Here is a 21,187-nt window from a genome sequence, read left to right as displayed (position 1 = left end):
CATATCCCTAGAAAAATTTAAACATTAATTTCAATTTTATAATTCATTAAATCATAAGTTTATTGATTAAATAAAAAAATATGAAAGGTAAATAGTATTAAAATAGAAGTATTAACTTAAAATTACATTTTACTAATCGGATATATAGATTACTAAATAAAAATAAAGACTTTACTATAAAAAAATATTAAATAGAAAAAAATAAAAAGTTCTTAAAAGCCAAAAGTTTTAATAAATATTTTTTAAAAGAGGAAAACTATGCCATTAAAAGGTTCTTATTGTTTAATTATATATTTAAAAAAAGAGGAAAATATTAAAATAGGTAATTTATACTCTAATTTAAAATTCAACAAAGGATATTATGTTTATATAGGATCTGCAATGAATTCATTAATTCCTAGAATTAAAAGACATTTATCTCAAGAAAAAAAATTACATTGGCATATAGATTACTTATTACAAAATAAAAATACTAAAATTGAAGAAGTCTTATTCAATATTTCTAACAATAAAATTGAATGCAAACTAGCCCAAAGAATCAGCAAAAAAGGAGCGGGAATACCAAAATTTGGATGCTCTGATTGTAAATGCAACAGTCATTTAATCTATTTTAAAAATTATGAAGATGCAAATGAAAATGTTAAAAACACATTTAATAATCTTAATATGAATTACCATGACTTAAAATATTTTAAAAAAAACTACAATGAAAAAAATAGAATTATAATTAATTAAACTTTATTTTTAAAAGTTATAGAAACTTTAGTTCCATTCTTACTTTCAATCGCATATGTTCCTTCAATTTGAGCAACCAAACTATTAATTAAAGTAGAACCTATACCAGTACCTTTACTTACAGAATTATTAATGCCAATACCATCATCTTCAATAATTAAAGTAAATAAACCATCATTCTCACTTAACTTAACCCAAACTGTTCCTTCATCACGACCTTCAAAAGCATACTTAATACTATTGGTTAAAAGTTCATTAATAATTAAACCAAGAGAAATAGCAATATCTAAATTTATATATGTCTTAACTAAATCCATTTTAAAGGTAATCTTTTTAGAAGTAATATAACTTCCTTTAATCTCACGAACTAAATCATTTATATAATCAAAAATATCCATATCCTCAAAATTTAGATTTTTATATAAATTCTCATGAACTAAAGCCATACTACGAACACGAGATTGAGTCTGAAAAATAGCTTCTTTAGCTTCTAAATTATCGATTTTATGAGATTGAATACTTAATAAACTGATAATAATTTGCATATTATTCTTAACACGATGATGAACCTCAGTTAAAAGAGCATTCCTTTCTTTAATACTTTTTTTAAGAGCTGATTGTTTTTCAATAGATTCAGATATATCAAAAGTTGTTATAACAACACCATCAAATTTATCATTTTTAATAAAAGGTATTACCCATCCATTAAAATTTCTATCAATATTTTGAGATTTATGACTAAATTCAAAGAAATGAGGTTTCAAAGATTTTTTTACTTCTAAAGCATGATTTTTAACAAGCCCATCAAATTCTGTGAAATAATTTAAACCAATAATATTTTCATCAAAACCCCTAAATTCATAGTAAATATCATTTGCATAAACAATTTGATCTTCTTCATTTAAAACCATGACCCCTTCAATAGTATACTGTATTATATCTTCAAATAATACTTGTTTTTTTTTCTGCTTCTTCTTCTGATTGAATATGGTTAAACTCAGCATAAGTAATATGATTAATATAATAAAAAACTAAAAATATTAAGAATAATACTGAAGATAATATTAAGAATAATTCATTTGATAAAAAAGTAAACCATGCAGATTTAATGATTAAGATTACTGTAAGTACTAAAACAAAAATATTACCTATTATAAATATATTCCTTCCAAATACACTGTTTTTAGTTTTAAGATTTAAATGTTTCATAAATCCTTTATCAGGAGTATAAGCTAAGAATAAAAATGAAATTATTAAATAAGAGGATAAAGTAAATAATAAAACCATACCATTAAGGTTAATATTTACATAATTTATTGCAAAAGCAACAAATCTTCCAACAATTAAAAGTAAAGCCAAAAATTGTGCAAAAGCATAATATTTTTTATAGATTAATGAATATAAAAGGAAGATAATCCCAATATAATTTAATATAATAAATAATAACATTAATTTACCAAATTGAAAATAAAAAGATAAATTAATTAAATTTAATAAAGATAAAAGAAAAATACTTGTATTTAAAATCATTAAAGCAAGAAATAGTTTAGAAAAATTATTTAAATACTTTTTATGATGATTTTCTTTATTAGCTACTAATAAAAACCCAATACAGAATAGTGAAAAAAATGTAGTGTTAAATATTAAAAAATTTTTATTTGGTAAATGTAACAAAATATTTAAGAAAATCACGGCTAAAAAAATTATTAAGGTTATAATTGTTATTAAAATAGAATATTTTTTTAATTTATTAACAAGAGGATAATTAATAAATGTTTTATAATCATAATCATCATCTAATAACTTGTTTAACATGTTTTATACTTTCCTAATATTTATTATGCATACTTATAATATTTTTTTGTTAGTAAGTATTAAAATAGTTTTCTAAAAAAAGTAAAATTTTATAATTAAATAAATTGTTTAAAAAAGTTTTCGAATTCTTCATCATTTAATGGTTCAGGCACTATATAATCATTATTATTTAATATTTTTAAAGCTAAATCATTGTATTCTTCTGCTTCTTCGGATTCAGGATATTTTTCAACAACTGTTTTAGCATCTAATTCACTTTGTTGTATGAGATTACTTCTATGGATTGTTCCAATTATCTTAGTACCTATCTTTTCAGCAAATAATTTAACAATATTCTCTTCATTAGGTATATTTCTACAATTACAGATTATACCTGCAAGATTACCATGTAATTTTTTAATTCCTCGAGAAATGTTATTTGCAGCATATAATGACATGTATTCACCTGAGGATACTATGAAAACTTCATCAGCATAATCTTCTCGTAAAGGCACTGAGAATCCTCCACATACTACATCTCCAAGAACATCATAAAATATAATATCTAAATCTTCATTGAATGCACCAACGTTTTCTAAACGTTTCATTGCAACAATAACGCCCCGTCCAGCACATCCAACTCCAGGTTCAGGACCTCCACTTTCCACACATTTTATCCCATTATAACCTGTGAAAACTAAATCATCAATTTTTGGTTTATGATTATCTTTTAATGTACTAACTACAGTAGGTATTCTTTTACCATATAATGTTCTTGTAGTATCTGCTTTAGGATCACAACCAATAACCATTAAATTTTTTCCTTGTTGACTGTATGCGGCAGATATATTAGCTACTGTTGTTGATTTTCCTATTCCACCTTTTCCATATATTGCTATTTTTTTCTGTTTTTTCAAACTTAAACCTCCTAATTATTCTCTTTTAATTAATTTATATACATAATCACTTTCTCGTAATTTTTCAGGTATTAATATTGCTACATTTTGACCTTTATAAGCAGTTTGTATAGGTTTTTTATTTATTTGCATTGAACTTATTTTATGAGTTATTGAACCTGTTGTTGGTCCTTGAATCATTATTTCATCACCCAAATGTAAATCGTCCCAAATTTTTAGCTCAACAACATGTATTTTATTATAATAATTTACGACTTTACCAATATCTTTTTTAATGTATTTAGATTGATTATCTTGACTTTGAGTGTAAGGTATTTTAAAGTAGAATCCTGTGTCAAATCCCCTATTAAATACTTTATTCAATTCTTCCACCCATAAAGGTTTATATTCATAGCTTCCACTGTTATAGGAGTCTATTGCTTCACGATAAACTTTTGTAGCTGTTGCAACATAATCAGGAGATCTTGCTCTTCCTTCAATTTTAAAAGAATCAACACCTGTTTTCATTATTTCAGGTATATGTTCAATTAATGCCATATCTTTAGGTGAGAAAAAATTAGTGTGATATGAGTTATCATATGCTTGTGTTATTATAAAAGATTCATCTTCACATTCTGTTGTGTTTTTAACATTTAAATTATTATTTCCCTCATAAGTTAATTTCCATTCTTTTCTACAAGGTTGAAGACAATCCCCACAGTTTGCACTTCTATTATACAATCCATAACTTAAAAAACATCTACCACTAATAGCCATACACATAGCTCCATGAATAAATATCTCTGTTTCTATAGGGGATTTATGTGCTAATTGAGAAATTTCATTTAGATTTAGTTCTCTTGAAAGTATAGCCCTTTTGACTCCTAATTCATTTAAAATTTTTAATGTTTCTAAATTAGTAGTGTTTTCTTGAACACTTAAATGAGCTTCTAAATCATTTTCTACTACAGAATGGATTAATCCTAAATCAGATAAAATTACTCCATCAGCACCAGCTTCTTTAATAATAGGCAATTGTTTTTTCATTAAATTAATATCTTTGTCTTTCATAATAATGTTAGTGCAAACATATAATTTACTATTATATTCTTTAACAATTTCTGCAACTTTTTTTATGTCTTTAATTGTGAAATTGTTTGCATTTACTCTCATATTTACACCTTCTAATCCAATGTAAATTGAGTCTGCCCCATTTTTTAATGCTGCAGATAAGCTTGTGAAATTTCCTGCAGGTGCTAATAATTCTACCATTTTTAATACTTACCTTAAATTATTTTTTTGTAAACTTATAAAAGAATATTAAATTATTGAAAAAGAAATTTATTTGAAAAAAGAAATTAATATTTAAATAGAAAAATATTTAAAAAAATTGTGAATAAATAGAATCTGAAAATTCCATTTAAATTTTAAAATTTATAATAAGATTCTGGAGTAGCTGTATCTGGAATACAAGTAGGATATTCTTCAGTTATACAACCTAAGCATAATTCTTCCCTATCAAATCCTATAGCATCTATTAAATCTTCAATAGTGATATATCCTAAAGTTTCAGCCCCTAATTTTTGTCGGATTTCTTCAACAGAAAAATTTGCAGCAATTAATTCCTTTTTTGTAGCCATTGCTACACCATAATAACAAGGACTTATAACTGGCGGGCAACCTATCATTAAATGAACTTCTTTTGCCCCAGAAGCTTTTAACACATCAATTAATGATTCTGAAGTTGTTCCTCTAACTATACTATCATCAATTAAAACTATTTTTTTATCTTTTAATTCTGAAGCTAAGGGGTTTACTTTTAATTTAACTGCCATTTCTCGTTCTTCTTGAGTTGGCATGATAAATGTTCGTCCAACATAACGATTTTTAATTAAACCTTCAGCATAAGGTATTCCAGAAGCCCGTGAATATCCAATAGCCGCAGGTATAGATGAATCAGGTACTGGCATTACAACATCTGCATCATCAATAGGATATTCTTCATAAAGTTTTTCACCTATCTTTTTACGAACCTCATAAACTGTTTTACCATCTATAATACTATCAGGTCTTGCAAAATAAACATATTCAAACATACATCTTGCAAGTGGGAATTTTCCTGCTATTTTTAAAATATGACTTTTAACTTCATCACCATCAAAGTATACTATTTCACCAGGTTCTAAATCACGTATATACTCTGCATTAATAACATCTAATGCAACAGTTTCAGAAGCTGCTATATATACATTATCTTTTTTACCAAGAACTAATGGTTTTATTGCTCTTGGATCTCGAATTATATATAAGTCATTGTTTATAAGTATTGTTAATGAGTAAGATCCTACAATATCTTTTGAAATAGTTTCTAATACTTCTATAATGTTATCATTTTTTTCATGTTCTCTTTTAATAAGATAACATAATACTTCAGAATCAGTATCTGATTGGAATTCATAACCATCTTGGATTAATTCTTTTCTCAATCTAGCTGAATTAACTATATCTCCATTATGAGCTATTGAAATGAATCCATCATCAAAGTCTGTTACAAATGGTTGTGAGTTTTCAAGTTTTGATTTACCTGTTGTTGAGTAACGTACATGTCCAATACCAACATTTCCAACTAAATTTTTGATTTGATCATCTTTAAAAACATCAGTTAATAAACCCATTCCACAGTAATAATTTAAGCCAGAATCATGATTAAAAGTAGCTATTCCTGCTGATTCTTGACCTCTATGTTGTAAAGCATATAATCCATAATAAATTAATGAAGATACATCAAAGTCTTTATTTGTTGAGTGTATCCCCATAATCCCACATTTATCTCGCAATTTATAGTCTCCGTAGTTATAAAAAAAATTAAAAAATATTTATAATTAATTAAATCTTTAGTTATTCATAATATATAATATTTTATTTATTTCTTAATCCCAAAGGTTTTGAAAATTTGACATATCATATTCATCATTATTATTTTCATTTCCATCACTGATTGAATTATCAATATTTTGATTTTTAGTATCCATATTATGATTTAAATCGTTTTGTAAATTTTCATTATTTTCTAAAAATATTAAGGTTGTTCTAATTATTTTTAACCAATCAATTGCTTCATCTTTAGTTTTTGCAACTATAAAACCTTGACCTACAATTATATTTAATGGTTTAAAATTGTTTGTTGCATAAATTACTTTATCTTCTTTTGTTAATATTTCATCAAATGATTCTTGCCATAATTCTTTAAGGTTGAATACTTCTAATAAATCTTTTGTGTATATATTTGCAAATTTTGATTTGAAATTACTGTACTCAGATTTAATATCATCTAATGTATTTTCTAAGCTTTGTATTTCTTCTTTTAAACTTTGATTATTATCAGTTAATTCTTTTGAATAATTTATTGCATTAGCATTCTCTAAATTTAATTGTTCATTAGTTTTAATTAATTTTCCATAATCTATTTTTAAATCATATAATTCTTTTTGAATTTCACTAATGTCTTCTCTATTCAGTATAGAAGTTAGGGATGCTCTAATTATACTATTATGAATTTCATGTTCTACTTTTGAGGGTTCTATAAATTCATTTCCATTAGCATTTGAGAATATTAAATATTCCACATAATTATAATTTGTTTTTAATTCTTTGTATTGATTAATGAATTGTTCTTTTCCTTCAGATGTTAAATCGATTGAGATTAATATTAAATCTGCACCTATTATGGATTCTTTTACTGAATTTATATCTTTGGTTGGTATTATTGAAGATACAGACATATTATAATTGTCTATTAAGTGCATATTATTTACTGCTTTAATTAAAATTTCAGCAGCATCTAAATCTTTTACAATAATTTTAACATCTAAAATGTTTTTTTCATAATCATGAGATTCTTCTGAATATTGATATTTTTCTTCATCATTTTGGTTTTCTAATTCTTGTGAAATTTCATTTATATTAAAATTGTTTTCATCTTCCATTTTAATTAATCCTTCATTTCTTATTGTTTTTTATGCCAATTCCATGCTGTTTCCACAATTTTATTTAATGTATCATATTCCGGTTTCCAATTTAGTTCTTTTCTAATTTTAGTAGAATCTGCTACTAATTTTTCTGGATCTCCTTTTCTTGGTGATTTAATTATTGTTGGAATTGTAGTTCCTGTAACTTCTTGACAAGTGTTAATTACCTCTTTTACAGAGAAACCTTCCCCATTTCCTAGGTTGAATATTTTTGATTTCTGTTTATCTTTTAAATATTCTAATGCTAATATGTGTGCTTTGGATATATCGTTTACATGTACATAATCTCTGATACATGTTCCATCTGGAGTGTTATAATTTTCTCCATAAATTGAAATGTAACTTTGTTTTCCCATTGCAGTGTTAAGGATTAATGGAATTAAGTGTGTTTCGGGATTGTGCATTTCACCTATTTCACTTTCTGGATCTGCTCCTGATGCATTAAAGTACCTTAATGAGATATAGTTTAAGTTTCCATTTTTAGATTCATTTTCTAATGTTTTTTCAACTAGTAACTTTGATTGTCCATAAGGATTTATTGGTTTTGTTTGAGCATTTTCAGTTATTGGAATTTCTAAAGGATTTCCATATAATGATGCGGTTGATGAAAAAATGAAATCTTTAACATTGTTCTGTTTCATTACTTTAATTAAGTTTAAAGTATTTTGGTAATTGTTTTTTAAATACATTGCAGGATATTCAACACTTTCAGGTACTGATGTAAATGCAGCACAATGTATTACTCCATCAATTTGATATTTATTGAAAATTTTATTTAGTGCTTGAGTATCTTTTAATTCTGCTTCTACAAGTTTACCCCATTTTACTGTATTTTGATTACCACTTGAGAAATTATCAAGCACAATTGTATCATATCCTTCTTTGTTCAATAATTTATTGATGTGTGAACCAATATATCCTGCTCCACCTGTGATTAAAATCATACTTTTTATTACTCCCATTAATTTATAATTTTTATTAAAATTTAGATTGTACTTATAAATATTTAGAATTAATTATTAATTAAATATTTAATTATGTTTATAATTATATTTATAAAAAATTTTTGCAAATAGAATTAATTCATGAAAATTTTTAAAAAAAGAGGGGTTTTATGTTAAATTTTAAAAAAAGAAAAAATGATGGTGGTTAATTATATTTTTAAGTAAATTACTTGTGTTTAAAATAATTTACCTAATTTTAATACAGCTTTTGGTGATACTTTAATTAAATTTTTAACAAGCTCTTCTGTGTTTGCTTTTTCAAATTCAATATCTTGGAAAGCATTTGCTACACTGTTTAATTCTTTATCATTTAAACTGAGTAAGTAGTCTTTTACTTTCAAGTATTTTTTCATTTCATCACCGATTGCATCTCTTAAGTTTGTATCATATTCTTTGAGACGTTTTTCACTGTAATCTTTTTCTTCTATTGCTTTTGCAGCTACTTTACCTGCGTGTAAACCACCGGTCATTCCACTGATGATTCCTCCACCAGTTAATGGATTAACTTGTCCTGCTGCATCTCCAACAACTAAAAGATTGTCTGCATATATTTTTTTATGGATTCCTCCAACTGGGTCTCCACCAACATTCATTTCTACAGGTTGTGCTTCTTGTAATGAATCACAGTTTGCGACGAAATCATCTAAATATTCTATTGCAGGTTTTTCTGCTACATTTGGTAATACTGCTAATCCTACGTTTGCTATGTCATCTTCTTTAGGGAAAATCCATACATATCCTCCAGGAGCAACACTTCCAAAGTAGAATTCTATAACATTTCTATCTTTAAGTTTTACATTACACATTTCGTATTGTATACCTGATTCCATATCTTTTGCTTTTGTGCTTGTTTTTAGTCCTGCCCATCTTGCGATATGTGATTCTGGTCCATCTGCTGCTATTAAGATTTTACATTTTATTTCGAATAGTTCACCCATTTTTTCACAGGTAACTATAAATCCATCCCCATCTTTTCTTACACCTTTTGCTTGGGTTTTAATGAAGATTTTTGCTCCTTCTCTTGCTGCATCCATAGCCATGTATTTATCGAATACTTTTCTTTCTAGGATGTATCCTGCTTCTGGAATTTCAATTTTATCATTGGTTAACCATACATCAGTTCCATCTGGAGCTACTAATCTTACTCCATCTAATTCACGTGTTACCCAACTTGGGTTTGGTTCTACTCCAACTCTTTTTAATCCATTTTTAGAGACTCCTTCTGCACATCTTTTTGGAGCACCTATTTCTGCTTTTTTATCCATTAATATTACATCTGCTCCGCCTATTGCTGCATGTTTTGCTGCTGAGGAACCTGCAGGACCTGATCCTACTACTAATACATCAGTTTTAATCATAAGTATCATTATCTCCTAAATATTTTATTGTTTTTCTAAAGCATGTAAAGGACATGTTTTTATACAGATATCACATTTTTCACTACATTCGTCTTCATCAAAAACTAAACTAGTTTCTTTTACTTCAATACAATTTTTAGGACATACTCCGGCACATGCACCGCAATATGAACACCAATCTTTTATTATCATCATAGGGTTCTTTACTCCAGAAATATTTATTCTTTTATTTTAATTAAAAATTTATAATTGTTAAATTAATTAAACCATTTTCTTTTTTTAAAAATTAAATATTTAGTTATGAAAAAAAATTTTATTATGGTTTGTAATTATAAAAGTTATAATATCTTAAATTTAAGTTAATGTAATATATATATTTTTCTAAAAAAAGTATTATTAATTAAATATTAAATTATTTAAAAAAAGGTAAGGGAAGATTTTAAGAATTTTTTTTAAATAATATTTTTAACTCTTAATGATGCAGCTAATGGTTTTATCTTAGCTGGTGTTCCTATAGCTAAATAAAATGGAGGAACACTTCTGGTTACAACTGCACCTGCTGCAACCATAGCACCTTCTCCTATTTCAAGATTACTTAAGAAAGTAGTGTTAGCTCCAATTGAAGCTCCTTTTCTTATTCGTGGCCCTTTTAATTTGTAATCTACTCTTATAGGATACCGATCATTAGTAAAACATGCACATGGCCCTATGAATACATTATCTTCAATTATAGTGTTTCTTGGAATATACACGTTTGATTGAATACTTACATTATTTCCGATTACACATTCTCCTTCTATCACAGTATTTGTACCAATGAGAACATCATTTCCAATGTTAGTTTTTTCACGTATTACTACATTATGACCTGTTTTGAAATCATCCCCAATTATAACATCATTATAAATAATACTATTAGATCGTATAACTATATTTTGCCCAAGGACAGGTTCTTTACTAAATCTTTTATAGTTAACACCTAATTGGATATTATTTCTACTTAATTGCGGATTATCATTAGTAGTATCTTCTTCACCTAATATTCCAAAGAATTTTGCCATTTTATCTTCAATCTCCCCTAAATAAATTAATTTTATTAATTGTAAATTTTGACTTTAAAAAAAATTATTAAATTAATAAAATAAATATCAAAAGATAATAATTTTTTTAATATGATAATGATATATAATTACAAAGTATTTAAAAATTTTGTAAAAAAGTTTAATATGATTATAAAATTAAGTTTATTATAAGTCTTAAATTAACTGAGGGAAAAATTTTGAAAGTTACTAAGGAATATATTTTAGATAAAATCTACGAAATTCGAAAAGATATTGGTCATGACCCTATAATTATTAATATTCATGATATTATTTATAATAAAGAAGAAGATGAATTATGGATTATTACTACTGATAGACCTGATAAATCTGCTGTGATTGGTAAAGGTGGATGGGTAGTAGGTAAATTACGTGAAGATTTGAGTATTAATAGTATTCATGTAGAAAGTTATAGTGATTTTTTAACTAAAAAGTATAGGTTAAATTTATCTTTAAAAACATTGAAAATGTTTCGTGAAGATTATCCTAAATTAAATAGTTCATTAGTTAATTTAAGTAAATTAATTATGGATAAATTAAATAATCTTTATAGTTTTGATTTAGAAAAATATTTTAATGAACATGATTTTGTAGAAAGTGATGAACATTTAGCTGTTGTTGCTTTATCTGGTGGTGCTGATAGTTGTTTTTCTCTTGTTTTAGCTAAGATGTTGGGTTTTAATCCTATTGCTGTTAGTGTTGATCCTGGTACAATTGTATTACCTAAACAGTTTAAAGAAAATATTGAAAAGATTACAAACGATTTAAGTGTCCCTCAAGTTTATATTCCTGTAGATTATAGTGAAATTATTCAAGAAAGTTTTAATGGTCGTTTTCATCCCTGTGGTAAATGTTCTGATGTTATTGAAAATGAAGTTTTAAAATATTCTATTAAGAAAAATATTCCTTTAATTATTTTTGGTGATATGTTATCTACTGGTAGTCAATGCATTACAAAACAGTATAGTGATAATAATGAAATTTTGAGATTGAATTTGCCAGCTTGCATATCTTCAACTAAAATGGAGCATAAGAAATTGAATAAAAATTATAGTCTTAAAAATATGGAAGGATTTGGTTGTCCACTCTTACATGAAGTTCATAAAAAATATCCTTTTATGAAAAAATATAGTATTCAAAGAATTTTACGTGAAACACGATCTGGAGTTTTAGAACCCGGTGAAGCTTTAAAGTTAATTTGGAGTTTTTATAAAATATGAAAAAATAGTTTTAATAATGTATAAAATAAATTAATAAATAATTACTAATTTAAAAAAATTTTTTATATAGAAGTTGAGTAAAATTGAAAAAGAAAATATGTCCAAGATGTGGATCTGATAATGTTAAATGGATAATTCCTCAAGTTTGGTCTAGATGGTTATGTTATAATTGTGATTATACTGGACCTGTTATAGAAGCAGATGATAAATTACAAAAAGAAATACAAGAAAATTGGGCTTTAAATAAGGAAAAAATCTTAAGTGAAGAAAAAGAACGTTTCGAGGAAACATTTGATGATGAAAGTGAATTTGATAAAAAATTAGATGATGATTTAACTGATGAAGAAATGGAAAAAAAGTTAGATCAATTATTTGAGGAAAATAAATAAAAAAGGATCATTTTTTTAATAAAAATGCCTTTTTTTAATAATTCCCTATTTTTTAGAATTAGACAGAAATTTTATTATCAAGTAATGAATCCTCTGAATTTTCAAGGATTTTTCCATCTAAAACTTCAATAACACGGTCTGCTAGTTTTGCTACATTCATATCATGAGTAACAAGGATTATAGTAACATTTTTTTGTTTATTTAATAAAGTTAATTTTTCAAGAATCTTATTACTAGTTTTAGAATCTAAGGATCCTGTAGGTTCATCTGCCAATACGATTGAAGGATCATTTGCAAGAGATCTTGCAATAGCCACTCTTTGACGTTCCCCACCAGATAATTGATTAGGTTTCATTTTAGCTTTATTTTTTATTCCTACATCTTCCAATAAACTTAATGCTTTAGTTCTTTGATCTTTACTAGAAATTTTTTGTGTATACATAGGTATTTCAACATTTTCCACAACTGATAGATTAGGTATAAGATTATGTAATTGGAAAATGAATCCTATTTGTTCTGCACGGAATTCATTTAATTTTTTACTTTTTTCTAGATTTATATTCCCCACACGTATTGAACCACTATCCTGGATATCTAATGCTCCTAACATATGTAAAAGTGTTGATTTTCCACTACCAGAGGGTCCTATGATTGAAACAAATTCTCCTTCTTTTATGTTGAAACTTATATCATTTAATGCTTTTACTTGTCCATTTTCATAAGTTTTCACTAAGTTTTTTACTTCTACAATATTTTCACTCATAATAATTTTCCCTCCTTTTTTTATTCATATCTTAAAGCTTCTGTTGGTTGTAATTTAGTTGCTTTAATTGCAGGATATAATCCTCCTAAGAGCCCTACTATTATTGCAACTGCAAATGCTTCTGATATAGTAGTTATAGTAAATATTGGTGTTAATCCATTCATTATTCCCATGGCAGTTATTAGTTCTACACCTATTACTCCCATAATAGTTCCTACTATAGCAGATATTACGGTTATAACTACAGATTCTCCCATTATCATTAGTAATATTTTTTTACTACTCCATCCAACAGCTTTTAGTACACCTATTTCTCTGGTTCTTTCCATTACACTCATTAGCATGGTATTGATTATTCCTAATCCTCCAATAATTATTGCAAGTAAACTTATTGCCCATGATGCACTGTTTAACATATCTATTACACTTTGCATTGATGAAATATCTGATACTGAACTTATAGTAGTTACATTATCACTATATAAGTTATCTATTCTTTGTGTAACTTGATCGACATCTGCTCCTTTATCTACTTTAACATATATCATGGAAACATTTCCTTTTGCATCATCTATGTTTTGTGCATTTTCTAGGCTGGTGTATACTCCTTGATCTTGGTTACTATCTCCAGTTTCATATGTTCCAACAATATGGTATGTTTTATCTTTAAGAGTTAAATTGTCACCTACTGTTTTGTTTAATTGTTCAGCTGATAGTTTTCCCATTATCATTTCTGAAGTATTTTTATGGTATGATGTTCCATTGGTTATAGTTAATTCTGCAAATTTTGATTGACTTGGATCTAATCCTATAACAACTAGGTAACCATTTAATCCTTGAGGTTGTACCATTGTACTATATATACCTACTGAAGAATTTACTCCTGTTACATTTAATATTTTCCCAACCCATGATTGGTTTAATGGTGTGGCTCCAAATGAGGCCATATTTTGTTGTGACATTCCTGAGTCTGTATTGTTTTCATTTCCTGCAACTGTAAAGTCTGATCCTCCAGCATGTAATGTATCGTCAACACCTGATACCATTCCTTCAGTCATTGCCCCCAGTGCTACAATTGTTGCTATTCCTATCCCAATTCCTATTATTGCAAGGATTGCTCGGGATTTACTTCTAAATGGGTTTTTAAGTATTAATTTTAAAAATGACATTATTTTTTAATCCTTTAGTTTATTTAATTAAAAGAAAATAGTTCAAAATTGAACTATCATATGTTAGTATATTTTTGTTATAATATATAAAAATTAGGGCGAAAAAAATATAAAATGTAAAAATAGTAAAAAATTTTAATCTTTTAAAGATTTTTTTAAAGAAATTTCAGTATTAACAAAAGAAATCATATTATTTCTAGCTAGCTCAACCATTTCAGGAGAAGGACCACCAGGAACATTTCTCATCTTAACATTTTCTAGTGGATTAAGAGCAGTATGAACCAAATCATCACCTAAATTAAGTTTATTAAAACCTAATTCAACAGCAACATTATCAACATAATCAGAAGTAATATCTTCAGCATTTAAACCATTACTAATAGCTTCATTAACTATCCGACCAACAATTTTATGTGCAGTACGGAAAGGAATTTTACGTTCACGGACCATAATATCTGCAAGATCAGTAGCAGTAGCAAAATTCTTACTAGCTAAATCTAAACATCTATCTGTATTAAATTTAACAGACAATAACATATGTTTAACTATTTCCAAAGTATCATAACTGTTTTGAATAGCATTCCAAAGATGAGGAGTGAGTTCTTGTAAATCTCTATTGTAAGTATAAGGTAAAGCTTTAAGCATAGTTAAAATTGTTACTAATTCCCCATTAGCAATTGTAGCTTTACTTCTTGCAACTTCTGCAACATCAGGATTTTTCTTCTGAGGCATAATACTACTTGTACTACAATATTCATCTGCCATTGTAATAACTCCAAATTCATAAGTACTCCAAAGAACTAACTCTTCACAAATTTTAGATAATGTAGTGCATAATTGAGTTAAATCAAATACAGTCTCAGCAATAAAATCTCGTGCAGCAACTCCATCCATACTATTTTCCATATATGAATCAAAACCTAAAAGTTGAGTTGTTAATTCTCGATTAATTGGAAAACTTGTAGTAGTCATAGCAGCTGAGCCTAATGGATTTATATTAACTCTTTTATAAGTATCATCTAAACGTTGATAATCTCTTTTTAAACTTTGAGCATAAGCCATTAAATGATGTGCTACAGTAATAGGTTGAGCATGTTGTAAGTGAGTGAAACCTATGAAAACAGATTCTTTATATTCTCCAGCAAGATCAACTATACCAGTAATGAAATCTAAAATATCATATTGCATTTCTCTTATTTTTTCACGTAAAACAAGACGAATATCAGTTGCTACTTGATCATTTCTAGATTTAGCAGTGTGCATGAAACCTGCTTCTGGACCTATTTTATTGGTTACATAATTTTCAACAGCCATATGCACATCTTCTACAGATGGATCAAATTCTAATACATCATATCCTTCATCTTTAAGTGAAATTAATGCATCAATAATATGATCAGCTATTTCAGAATCTATTATGTTCTCTTGTTTTAACATTAATGTATGTGCCATGTTACATTTTACATCGGCATTGAAAATGATTTTATCAAATTCAAGAGATGAAGTGTATTCAGCTGCTTCATCTGTCATCTCTTTTTCTAATCTTCCACTTCTAAGTTTCATGACTTCACCTTAAAAAAAATTTTATATTAATTAGTTTATATAATTTTCTAATATTAAAATGTAGAAAAAATAGTATTAAGTATGTAAATATTTGAATTTAAAAAAAATGAGTATATTTATTTTGTATTTAAAAAAAAATAGATGGTTAAGTAATAAAAAATATTATAATTTTTTATAAACTTAATCTTTATTTTTCATTTCAGTGTATCCACATTTACCACATGCGTATCTGTCACCGTGGTCTGCCATAAATACTCCATTTCCACAACGTGGGCAGATTGGATTTTTACGTTCTATTTTATCGCCATCGACTTTGTAAAGACTACTTACTTTCATGTTAATTTTCTCCCTTAAATTTATTTTATTAAAATATTATACTAATTTTATTCTTCTGCTTCTTCAGATTCTTCTGGAGCTTCTGGTTCAGTATTTTTTTCAATAACACTAGTGGTTTCAACTTTCTTTAAAGCTGCTTCATTATCGTATACTTTTGCATATCCTACTGCAATAGGTTCACCATAGGAGGGTTTAATACTATCTATTACAATTAAATCTTTTTTAGTATCTAAAAGTGCAATAAGTTTACTTTTTACAGTCATTGTGTTAGGAGTAGCTTCTCCTTCATAATCAATTTCAAATTTAACTTCAGTTCTTTCTAAAACTTTGTTTTCTTTTTTTTCTATGATAGTGTATTCCATTATTAAACCTCATTATATATTTATTTTTTATATTTAGATTATCCAATTATTATTTTTTTGGGGTTTTATTTATTTAATAAAAAGCATATTAATGTGTACTATAGGACATTAATTCTTTTGCTTTAGATTTAACATCTGAAGCTTTTACATAAACTAAACCTTCATTTGGTTGTCCATATAATATTATAGTATCTTCAGGTGCAATTAAGATGCAAGGAAGAACTGCAAGATCTTCTTCCCCTTTAACTACAATTTGACGTTTGATTCCATCAGCATTTATAGCTTTAATAGCAGATTCTATGGTTTCCCATAGATCATCGGTAATTGTTCCTGCGGGATTATTTGCTTCAAGTATGTTATTTTGTATTAAATCATGAGAATGATCTTTTCTTTGTATACGATTATCAATTATTCCAAGATGGGGTGTTAAATCGTTATCTTTTAAATTTTTAGTAGTTTGATCTCCTACTGAGATTAAAAAATCTGCTTTTTTTATATCAGGAATTGCATCCTCAAAATTAGGATATAATTTTCCAAGTGGTTTTTTGAATTCTGATATCATATTATTATTTAATACAAACAAGATTTTAACCTCTAATTATGTTTTAATTTAATATTTATATTTAAAAAGAATAATTTAGAAAAATATATTCTTTTATTAATTTGACAAAATTATTTATGAAAAGTTTTAATTAATTATCTGACTCTTAGTGCATATTCGCCTTTAAGAGTTATATTTAATTCTTTAGCAACATCAGAATTATCAGGATCAGTTATGATTACTAATCCACTCCAATTTGAGCTTGTAGGATTTTTACAAACAGGACATCTTTCTTTGGAAGTTAACATTTTACAAGAGGTACATGCTTTTTCACTCATTTTTTAGCCTTCTTACCTTTTTTATTCTTGTTTTTTTCTTCTTCAATCCATTCAAATCTACCTAAACCAGTTTGTCTCATGGTTAATCCTATACGGGTATCATTAACAGATTTTCCTTTTAAACTAAGAGCAACTATTCTAGCTCTTACACGATTAGTTTCTTCTAAAGATTTATTAGATTCTTTACCAAGAAGTGCTCCTCTTTTGAAATCATAATTAATATAATCATCAGTTACTTGAGAAACATGAACAAGACCATCCATTGGTCCAATTCTTACAAATGCTCCAAATTCTGCTATTTCTATTACTTCACCTTCAACAATTTCTTGTTGTTCTGGTTTGTAAAAGATAGCATTGAATGTTACATGATGGTAAGCTGCTCCATCACCCATTATGAGTACACCATCATCGATTTCATCGATACTTGTTACTGCTACCATTAAACCTAATTTTTTATCTAAAACACCATTATATTCATCGTTTAATGTTTGAATAGCAACATCATCAAGAGGGTCTTCAAATTTATAAGGTGGGATTCTTACTGTGTCTTGAATTTTACTCATATAATACAAATTTATCCCTTCTTTTCTCTTTTATTATTTATAATTTCTCTGTTTTAGTATTTTTCTTTATACATATCGATAGAACGTACTAATTCTGTTTTTGCAGCATCAATATCTTCCCAATCTAAAACATCTACTTTTTTACCTTGTAAATTTTTATATACACTGAAGAAATGTTGTACTTCTTTTTTAAATGCTTCAGGCACATCATCAATATTTTGTATTTCTGCAAATCTTGGATCATCTACAGGTACTGCAAGTATTTTATAATCTTTTTCTCCAGTATCAATCATACCCATTATACCTACAGGTCTTACTTTTAATAAGCATCCTGGGAATGTTGGTTGTTGCATCATTACTAATACATCCATTGGATCGCCATCATCATAAGTTGTTTGTGGTATGAAACCATAATCTGCTGGGTAATGTACGGGAGAATATAATACTCTATCTAATTCAAATGCTTCAGCTTCTTTATTATATTCATATTTGTTACGAGAGCCTTTAGGAACTTCAATTATTGCATTGAATTCGTCTGGTATGTTTTCTCCTGGTTTTAAATCTTTCCATAAATTCATTTTTTTGCCACCATTATCTTTTTTGTCAATAAATATTTTATTTAATATTAGTATGAAATATTTTATTTAAATATAACCATCTACTGCTACATATCTTTTTTGTCTTAAGTAAACGATCGTTCTTCCTTGATTTTTAGCCCTTTGTTTTAATTCTTTATCGTTTGTGGCTAAAACTTTACTTACTCTAATCAAAGCATCGTCTACAGTTTCTTTTTCTTGTAATGATATGTTTTTTATTTTTATTTTAGATGATTGTGCATATTTTAAAGCTAATCCTGCTTCTACCCTAGTTTTGCCTTTTTGATTTCTTTTTAAACCTTTTAATTCATTGATAACGAATTGAGGGGTTGTTAATTTATAAGAGGGAAAGGCTTTTTCAAGTTCATCAATTATATCTATATTGAACTGAAAGGGAATCATGAAAAATTCGTATCTAATATTATTTCTTTTTGATTTTCCATGATATTTAATACCTCTTATATTTATATATTGTATTAAAAATTTTTTTATTGGATAATACCGAAACCTATTAATCTCCAACGTGCTCCAACTCTACGACTTAGTGCTAATCTGTCACCACTATCTGCACATACAGGGAGTTTTAAGTTTACGTGGAAATCATCACCGGAAACTTCATCTACTACTCCAATTGTAGTAGTTGTTCCACAATTTATCATTAATGGTTCATGTAATTTAATTGGGGAAACTTCTCTTTCTTCTTTAGTACCAACTACACGATCTAATAAGTTTGCTTTCAAATTGAAGTTATGTAATACATCTGGTAAGGAACCTTCTTTACCTGCAACAGAACCGGATAAAGTATCAGCTTTTGTTAATGATGGATCAAGTTTTGTAGCTACTCCTATTAATCCTCCAGGACCTACTTCTTCAACATGTTGTCCACCTACTTCTAAACCAACAATTTCACTTTTAAGATTAATCCATTTAGAATGTTTACCTTCACCGATATTGATTCCTGGGCGGATTTCAATAGTGTCTCCAACTTTAAGTTTTCCTTGAATGAGACTTCCACCTATAACTCCTCCACGAAGTTTTTTAGGAGGTGAACCTGGTTTGTTTATATCAAATGATCTTGCTACATACATACGTGCAGGTTTTTCAATATCATGTTCTGGAGTTTTTATAACTTCACCCATAGCTTCAATTAATATATCCATATTTGCTCCTTGTTGAGCTGAAACTGGGATGATTGGTGCGTTTTCTGCACAGGTACCTTTTACAAATTCTTGTATTTCTTTATAACTTTCAATTGCTCTCTTTTTTGGGACAATGTCTATCTTGTTTTGAACAACAACTACATCTTTTACTCCAATTACATCTAGAGCCATTAAGTGTTCTTTTGTTTGTGGTTGAGGACATTTTTCATTTGCAGCGATTACTAATACTGCACCATCCATTATAGCTGCACCAGATAACATGGTAGCCATAAGAGTTTCGTGTCCTGGAGCATCAACAAAAGATACTTGTCTTAAAAGTTCAGTTTCACTTCCACAATGCTCACAAGTTTTTTTAGTAGTATAACATAAAGGCTCGTCACATTTTGGACATTTTCTAAATTCTATATCTGCATATCCTAATCGGATAGATATTCCTCTTTTAGTTTCTTCACTATGAGTGTCTGTCCATACTCCAGATAATGCTTTGGTAAGAGTTGTTTTACCATGGTCGACATGACCCACTAAGCCTATGTTTACATCAGATTGTACTGTCACAGATTACACCTGCTAATTATTTTTTTTATTTAATTTTTTTATTTCGTATATAAGTGATAAAAAAAGGAATTGTTTTAAAAAAAACTATTACCCTCTTTTTTTATAATCGTTAAAATTCTATTTATATATTTATTATTTTTTAAATTTATATTATTGTATAAATTATAATTATTATATTTAATTTAAATTCTTTTTAAGAGTTTTCATTAAATAAAATTAAAAATTTAATTGAAAAATAGTTAAAAAAATATTATAACTATTCTTCAGCTTCTTCTTCAGGATTTAAGATTTCAGCTAATGATTTGCTACCATTTTTAGTAACAATAGTGTTAATTTGAACTATATCATCAGATATGACGTTTCCTCTTAAAGTTTTTCGTCTTTTAACACCATTATTTTTTGGATTGTAACCTACTCCATTAGATAAGAGACTTCTAACTCTTCTTGGTCCAGAAATATCACGTCTCATAGGGAAACCGTTTTTATCACTACCACCAGTGAGTTTAAGAGTGTATCCTTCTAATCCTATGACATTACCATCGAATTCTTCACCAAGGGATAAGCCTACAATTTGTTTAGCATCTTCAGCTTCAACTTGATAAGTTTCTGCTTTATCTGAAACAACTATTTTGAATGCCAAATAAATTCCTCCATTATTTTTTTTAATTTTTAAAATGTTTAATAATTTTAGTAAAATGATTTTTCTAATATAAAATT

25 protein-coding genes are annotated in these 21,187 nt (G+C 27.1%); 3 read left to right on the top strand and 22 right to left on the bottom strand.

Going from position 1 to position 21,187, the window contains the following annotated elements; translation table 11 throughout:
* Positions 1–258 precede the first annotated feature (258 nt).
* Complete coding sequence (locus tag BP997_RS01410; RefSeq protein ID WP_413825978.1) at positions 259–735, top strand: GIY-YIG nuclease family protein; 477 nt, start codon at positions 259–261, stop codon at positions 733–735.
* On the opposite strand, the gene BP997_RS01405 is transcribed toward BP997_RS01410, so the two are convergent.
* The 10 genes from BP997_RS01405 to BP997_RS01360 form a co-directional block, all read right to left on the bottom strand.
* Complete coding sequence (locus BP997_RS01405) at positions 732–1,646, bottom strand: sensor histidine kinase (RefSeq protein ID WP_413825980.1); 915 nt, start codon at positions 1,644–1,646, stop codon at positions 732–734. The genes BP997_RS01410 and BP997_RS01405 overlap by 4 nt on opposite strands.
* A gap of 31 nt (positions 1,647–1,677) precedes the next feature.
* Positions 1,678–2,184, bottom strand: coding sequence for a hypothetical protein (locus tag BP997_RS01400; protein ID WP_413828693.1), 507 nt, complete (start codon positions 2,182–2,184; stop codon positions 1,678–1,680).
* Positions 2,185–2,645: 461 nt separating this feature from the next.
* Positions 2,646–3,446: a Ni-sirohydrochlorin a,c-diamide reductive cyclase ATP-dependent reductase subunit gene (cfbC, locus tag BP997_RS01395; RefSeq protein WP_413825985.1), complete on the bottom strand. Its 801-nt coding sequence runs from the start codon at positions 3,444–3,446 to the stop codon at positions 2,646–2,648.
* A gap of 15 nt (positions 3,447–3,461) precedes the next feature.
* A complete protein-coding gene (locus BP997_RS01390; protein ID WP_413825988.1) occupies positions 3,462–4,697 on the bottom strand; it encodes a U32 family peptidase in 1,236 nt (411 codons plus the stop codon).
* 155 nt (positions 4,698–4,852) lie between these two features.
* Positions 4,853–6,241, bottom strand: coding sequence for an amidophosphoribosyltransferase (gene purF, locus BP997_RS01385; protein ID WP_413826125.1), 1,389 nt, complete (start codon positions 6,239–6,241; stop codon positions 4,853–4,855).
* A 114-nt stretch (positions 6,242–6,355) separates the two neighbouring features.
* Complete coding sequence (locus BP997_RS01380; RefSeq protein WP_413825991.1) at positions 6,356–7,411, bottom strand: hypothetical protein; 1,056 nt, start codon at positions 7,409–7,411, stop codon at positions 6,356–6,358.
* 20 nt (positions 7,412–7,431) lie between these two features.
* Positions 7,432–8,397 (bottom strand): UDP-glucose 4-epimerase GalE, encoded by a 966-nt coding sequence (gene galE, locus BP997_RS01375; RefSeq protein WP_413825993.1) that lies wholly within the window; start codon positions 8,395–8,397, stop codon positions 7,432–7,434.
* Between the two features lie 236 nt (positions 8,398–8,633).
* Positions 8,634–9,815: an NAD(P)/FAD-dependent oxidoreductase gene (locus tag BP997_RS01370; RefSeq protein WP_413825995.1), complete on the bottom strand. Its 1,182-nt coding sequence runs from the start codon at positions 9,813–9,815 to the stop codon at positions 8,634–8,636.
* 24 nt (positions 9,816–9,839) lie between these two features.
* Positions 9,840–10,007: a 4Fe-4S binding protein gene (locus BP997_RS01365; RefSeq protein WP_413826127.1), complete on the bottom strand. Its 168-nt coding sequence runs from the start codon at positions 10,005–10,007 to the stop codon at positions 9,840–9,842.
* Positions 10,008–10,267: 260 nt separating this feature from the next.
* Positions 10,268–10,876, bottom strand: coding sequence for an acyltransferase (locus BP997_RS01360; protein ID WP_413825998.1), 609 nt, complete (start codon positions 10,874–10,876; stop codon positions 10,268–10,270).
* Positions 10,877–11,094: 218 nt separating this feature from the next.
* Between BP997_RS01360 and BP997_RS01355 the strand changes: the two genes are divergently transcribed.
* Together BP997_RS01355 and BP997_RS01350 are read left to right on the top strand one after the other, a co-directional pair.
* Positions 11,095–12,135: an ATPase gene (locus BP997_RS01355; RefSeq protein ID WP_413828691.1), complete on the top strand. Its 1,041-nt coding sequence runs from the start codon at positions 11,095–11,097 to the stop codon at positions 12,133–12,135.
* An 83-nt stretch (positions 12,136–12,218) separates the two neighbouring features.
* The gene (locus tag BP997_RS01350; RefSeq protein WP_413828387.1) at positions 12,219–12,524 is read left to right on the top strand and encodes a hypothetical protein; all 306 of its coding nucleotides are present in this window, start codon (positions 12,219–12,221) and stop codon (positions 12,522–12,524) included.
* Positions 12,525–12,582: 58 nt separating this feature from the next.
* Here BP997_RS01350 and BP997_RS01345 read toward each other — a convergent pair whose 3' ends face one another.
* The 12 genes from BP997_RS01345 to BP997_RS01290 all read right to left on the bottom strand — a co-directional run bounded on the left by BP997_RS01345 (position 12,583) and on the right by BP997_RS01290 (position 21,110).
* Positions 12,583–13,287, bottom strand: a complete 705-nt coding sequence (locus tag BP997_RS01345; RefSeq protein ID WP_413828386.1) for an ABC transporter ATP-binding protein — start codon at positions 13,285–13,287, stop codon at positions 12,583–12,585.
* Positions 13,288–13,307: 20 nt separating this feature from the next.
* Positions 13,308–14,456, bottom strand: coding sequence for an ABC transporter permease (locus BP997_RS01340; protein WP_413828689.1), 1,149 nt, complete (start codon positions 14,454–14,456; stop codon positions 13,308–13,310).
* 135 nt (positions 14,457–14,591) lie between these two features.
* Complete coding sequence (gene argH / locus BP997_RS01335; RefSeq protein ID WP_413826013.1) at positions 14,592–16,019, bottom strand: argininosuccinate lyase; 1,428 nt, start codon at positions 16,017–16,019, stop codon at positions 14,592–14,594.
* Positions 16,020–16,199: 180 nt separating this feature from the next.
* Positions 16,200–16,355, bottom strand: a complete 156-nt coding sequence (locus BP997_RS01330) for a 30S ribosomal protein S27ae (protein WP_409197706.1) — start codon at positions 16,353–16,355, stop codon at positions 16,200–16,202.
* A 47-nt stretch (positions 16,356–16,402) separates the two neighbouring features.
* The gene (locus BP997_RS01325; protein WP_413826015.1) at positions 16,403–16,717 is read right to left on the bottom strand and encodes a 30S ribosomal protein S24e; all 315 of its coding nucleotides are present in this window, start codon (positions 16,715–16,717) and stop codon (positions 16,403–16,405) included.
* A gap of 88 nt (positions 16,718–16,805) precedes the next feature.
* Positions 16,806–17,279, bottom strand: coding sequence for a GTP-dependent dephospho-CoA kinase family protein (locus tag BP997_RS01320; protein ID WP_413826129.1), 474 nt, complete (start codon positions 17,277–17,279; stop codon positions 16,806–16,808).
* Between the two features lie 134 nt (positions 17,280–17,413).
* Complete coding sequence (gene spt4 / locus BP997_RS01315; protein WP_413826018.1) at positions 17,414–17,596, bottom strand: transcription elongation factor subunit Spt4; 183 nt, start codon at positions 17,594–17,596, stop codon at positions 17,414–17,416.
* The gene (locus BP997_RS01310) at positions 17,593–18,159 is read right to left on the bottom strand and encodes a DNA-directed RNA polymerase (RefSeq protein ID WP_413826021.1); all 567 of its coding nucleotides are present in this window, start codon (positions 18,157–18,159) and stop codon (positions 17,593–17,595) included. Before BP997_RS01310 ends, spt4 begins: the two co-directional genes overlap by 4 nt.
* A gap of 53 nt (positions 18,160–18,212) precedes the next feature.
* On the bottom strand, positions 18,213–18,737 hold the full coding sequence (locus tag BP997_RS01305) for an inorganic diphosphatase (RefSeq protein ID WP_409197709.1): 525 nt from the start codon (positions 18,735–18,737) through the stop codon (positions 18,213–18,215).
* A 66-nt stretch (positions 18,738–18,803) separates the two neighbouring features.
* The gene (locus tag BP997_RS01300) at positions 18,804–19,157 is read right to left on the bottom strand and encodes a PIN domain-containing protein (protein WP_409197710.1); all 354 of its coding nucleotides are present in this window, start codon (positions 19,155–19,157) and stop codon (positions 18,804–18,806) included.
* A gap of 86 nt (positions 19,158–19,243) precedes the next feature.
* Positions 19,244–20,470, bottom strand: coding sequence for a translation initiation factor IF-2 subunit gamma (locus BP997_RS01295; RefSeq protein WP_413828687.1), 1,227 nt, complete (start codon positions 20,468–20,470; stop codon positions 19,244–19,246).
* Positions 20,471–20,726: 256 nt separating this feature from the next.
* Positions 20,727–21,110, bottom strand: coding sequence for a 30S ribosomal protein S6e (locus BP997_RS01290; RefSeq protein WP_409197712.1), 384 nt, complete (start codon positions 21,108–21,110; stop codon positions 20,727–20,729).
* Between the last annotated feature and the right edge of the window lie 77 nt (positions 21,111–21,187).

The organism is Methanobrevibacter sp. UBA412 (assembly GCA_002495685.1).
Lineage (GTDB): Archaea > Methanobacteriota > Methanobacteria > Methanobacteriales > Methanobacteriaceae > Methanobrevibacter_A > Methanobrevibacter_A acididurans.
This window is presented reverse-complemented; position numbering and strand designations above follow the sequence as displayed.

Bases quoted from the DNA above. Each gene is read 5' to 3' on its own strand.
- BP997_RS01410 (WP_413825978.1), top strand. From the start codon at position 259: ATGCCATTAAAAGGTTCTTATTGTTTAATTATATATTTAAAAAAAGAG.
- BP997_RS01405 (WP_413825980.1), bottom strand. From the start codon at position 1,646: ATGGTTTTAAATGAAGAAGATCAAATTGTTTATGCAAATGATATTTAC.
- BP997_RS01400 (WP_413828693.1), bottom strand. From the start codon at position 2,184: ATGTTATTATTTATTATATTAAATTATATTGGGATTATCTTCCTTTTA.
- BP997_RS01390 (WP_413825988.1), bottom strand. From the start codon at position 4,697: ATGGTAGAATTATTAGCACCTGCAGGAAATTTCACAAGCTTATCTGCA.
- purF (WP_413826125.1), bottom strand. From the start codon at position 6,241: ATGGGGATACACTCAACAAATAAAGACTTTGATGTATCTTCATTAATT.
- BP997_RS01380 (WP_413825991.1), bottom strand. From the start codon at position 7,411: ATGGAAGATGAAAACAATTTTAATATAAATGAAATTTCACAAGAATTA.
- galE (WP_413825993.1), bottom strand. From the start codon at position 8,397: ATGATTTTAATCACAGGTGGAGCAGGATATATTGGTTCACACATCAAT.
- BP997_RS01370 (WP_413825995.1), bottom strand. From the start codon at position 9,815: ATGATTAAAACTGATGTATTAGTAGTAGGATCAGGTCCTGCAGGTTCC.
- BP997_RS01365 (WP_413826127.1), bottom strand. From the start codon at position 10,007: ATGATAATAAAAGATTGGTGTTCATATTGCGGTGCATGTGCCGGAGTA.
- BP997_RS01360 (WP_413825998.1), bottom strand. From the start codon at position 10,876: ATGGCAAAATTCTTTGGAATATTAGGTGAAGAAGATACTACTAATGAT.
- BP997_RS01345 (WP_413828386.1), bottom strand. From the start codon at position 13,287: ATGAGTGAAAATATTGTAGAAGTAAAAAACTTAGTGAAAACTTATGAA.
- BP997_RS01340 (WP_413828689.1), bottom strand. From the start codon at position 14,456: ATGTCATTTTTAAAATTAATACTTAAAAACCCATTTAGAAGTAAATCC.
- argH (WP_413826013.1), bottom strand. From the start codon at position 16,019: ATGAAACTTAGAAGTGGAAGATTAGAAAAAGAGATGACAGATGAAGCA.
- BP997_RS01330 (WP_409197706.1), bottom strand. From the start codon at position 16,355: ATGAAAGTAAGTAGTCTTTACAAAGTCGATGGCGATAAAATAGAACGT.
- BP997_RS01325 (WP_413826015.1), bottom strand. From the start codon at position 16,717: ATGGAATACACTATCATAGAAAAAAAAGAAAACAAAGTTTTAGAAAGA.
- BP997_RS01320 (WP_413826129.1), bottom strand. From the start codon at position 17,279: ATGATATCAGAATTCAAAAAACCACTTGGAAAATTATATCCTAATTTT.
- spt4 (WP_413826018.1), bottom strand. From the start codon at position 17,596: ATGAGTGAAAAAGCATGTACCTCTTGTAAAATGTTAACTTCCAAAGAA.
- BP997_RS01310 (WP_413826021.1), bottom strand. From the start codon at position 18,159: ATGAGTAAAATTCAAGACACAGTAAGAATCCCACCTTATAAATTTGAA.
- BP997_RS01305 (WP_409197709.1), bottom strand. From the start codon at position 18,737: ATGAATTTATGGAAAGATTTAAAACCAGGAGAAAACATACCAGACGAA.
- BP997_RS01300 (WP_409197710.1), bottom strand. From the start codon at position 19,157: ATGATTCCCTTTCAGTTCAATATAGATATAATTGATGAACTTGAAAAA.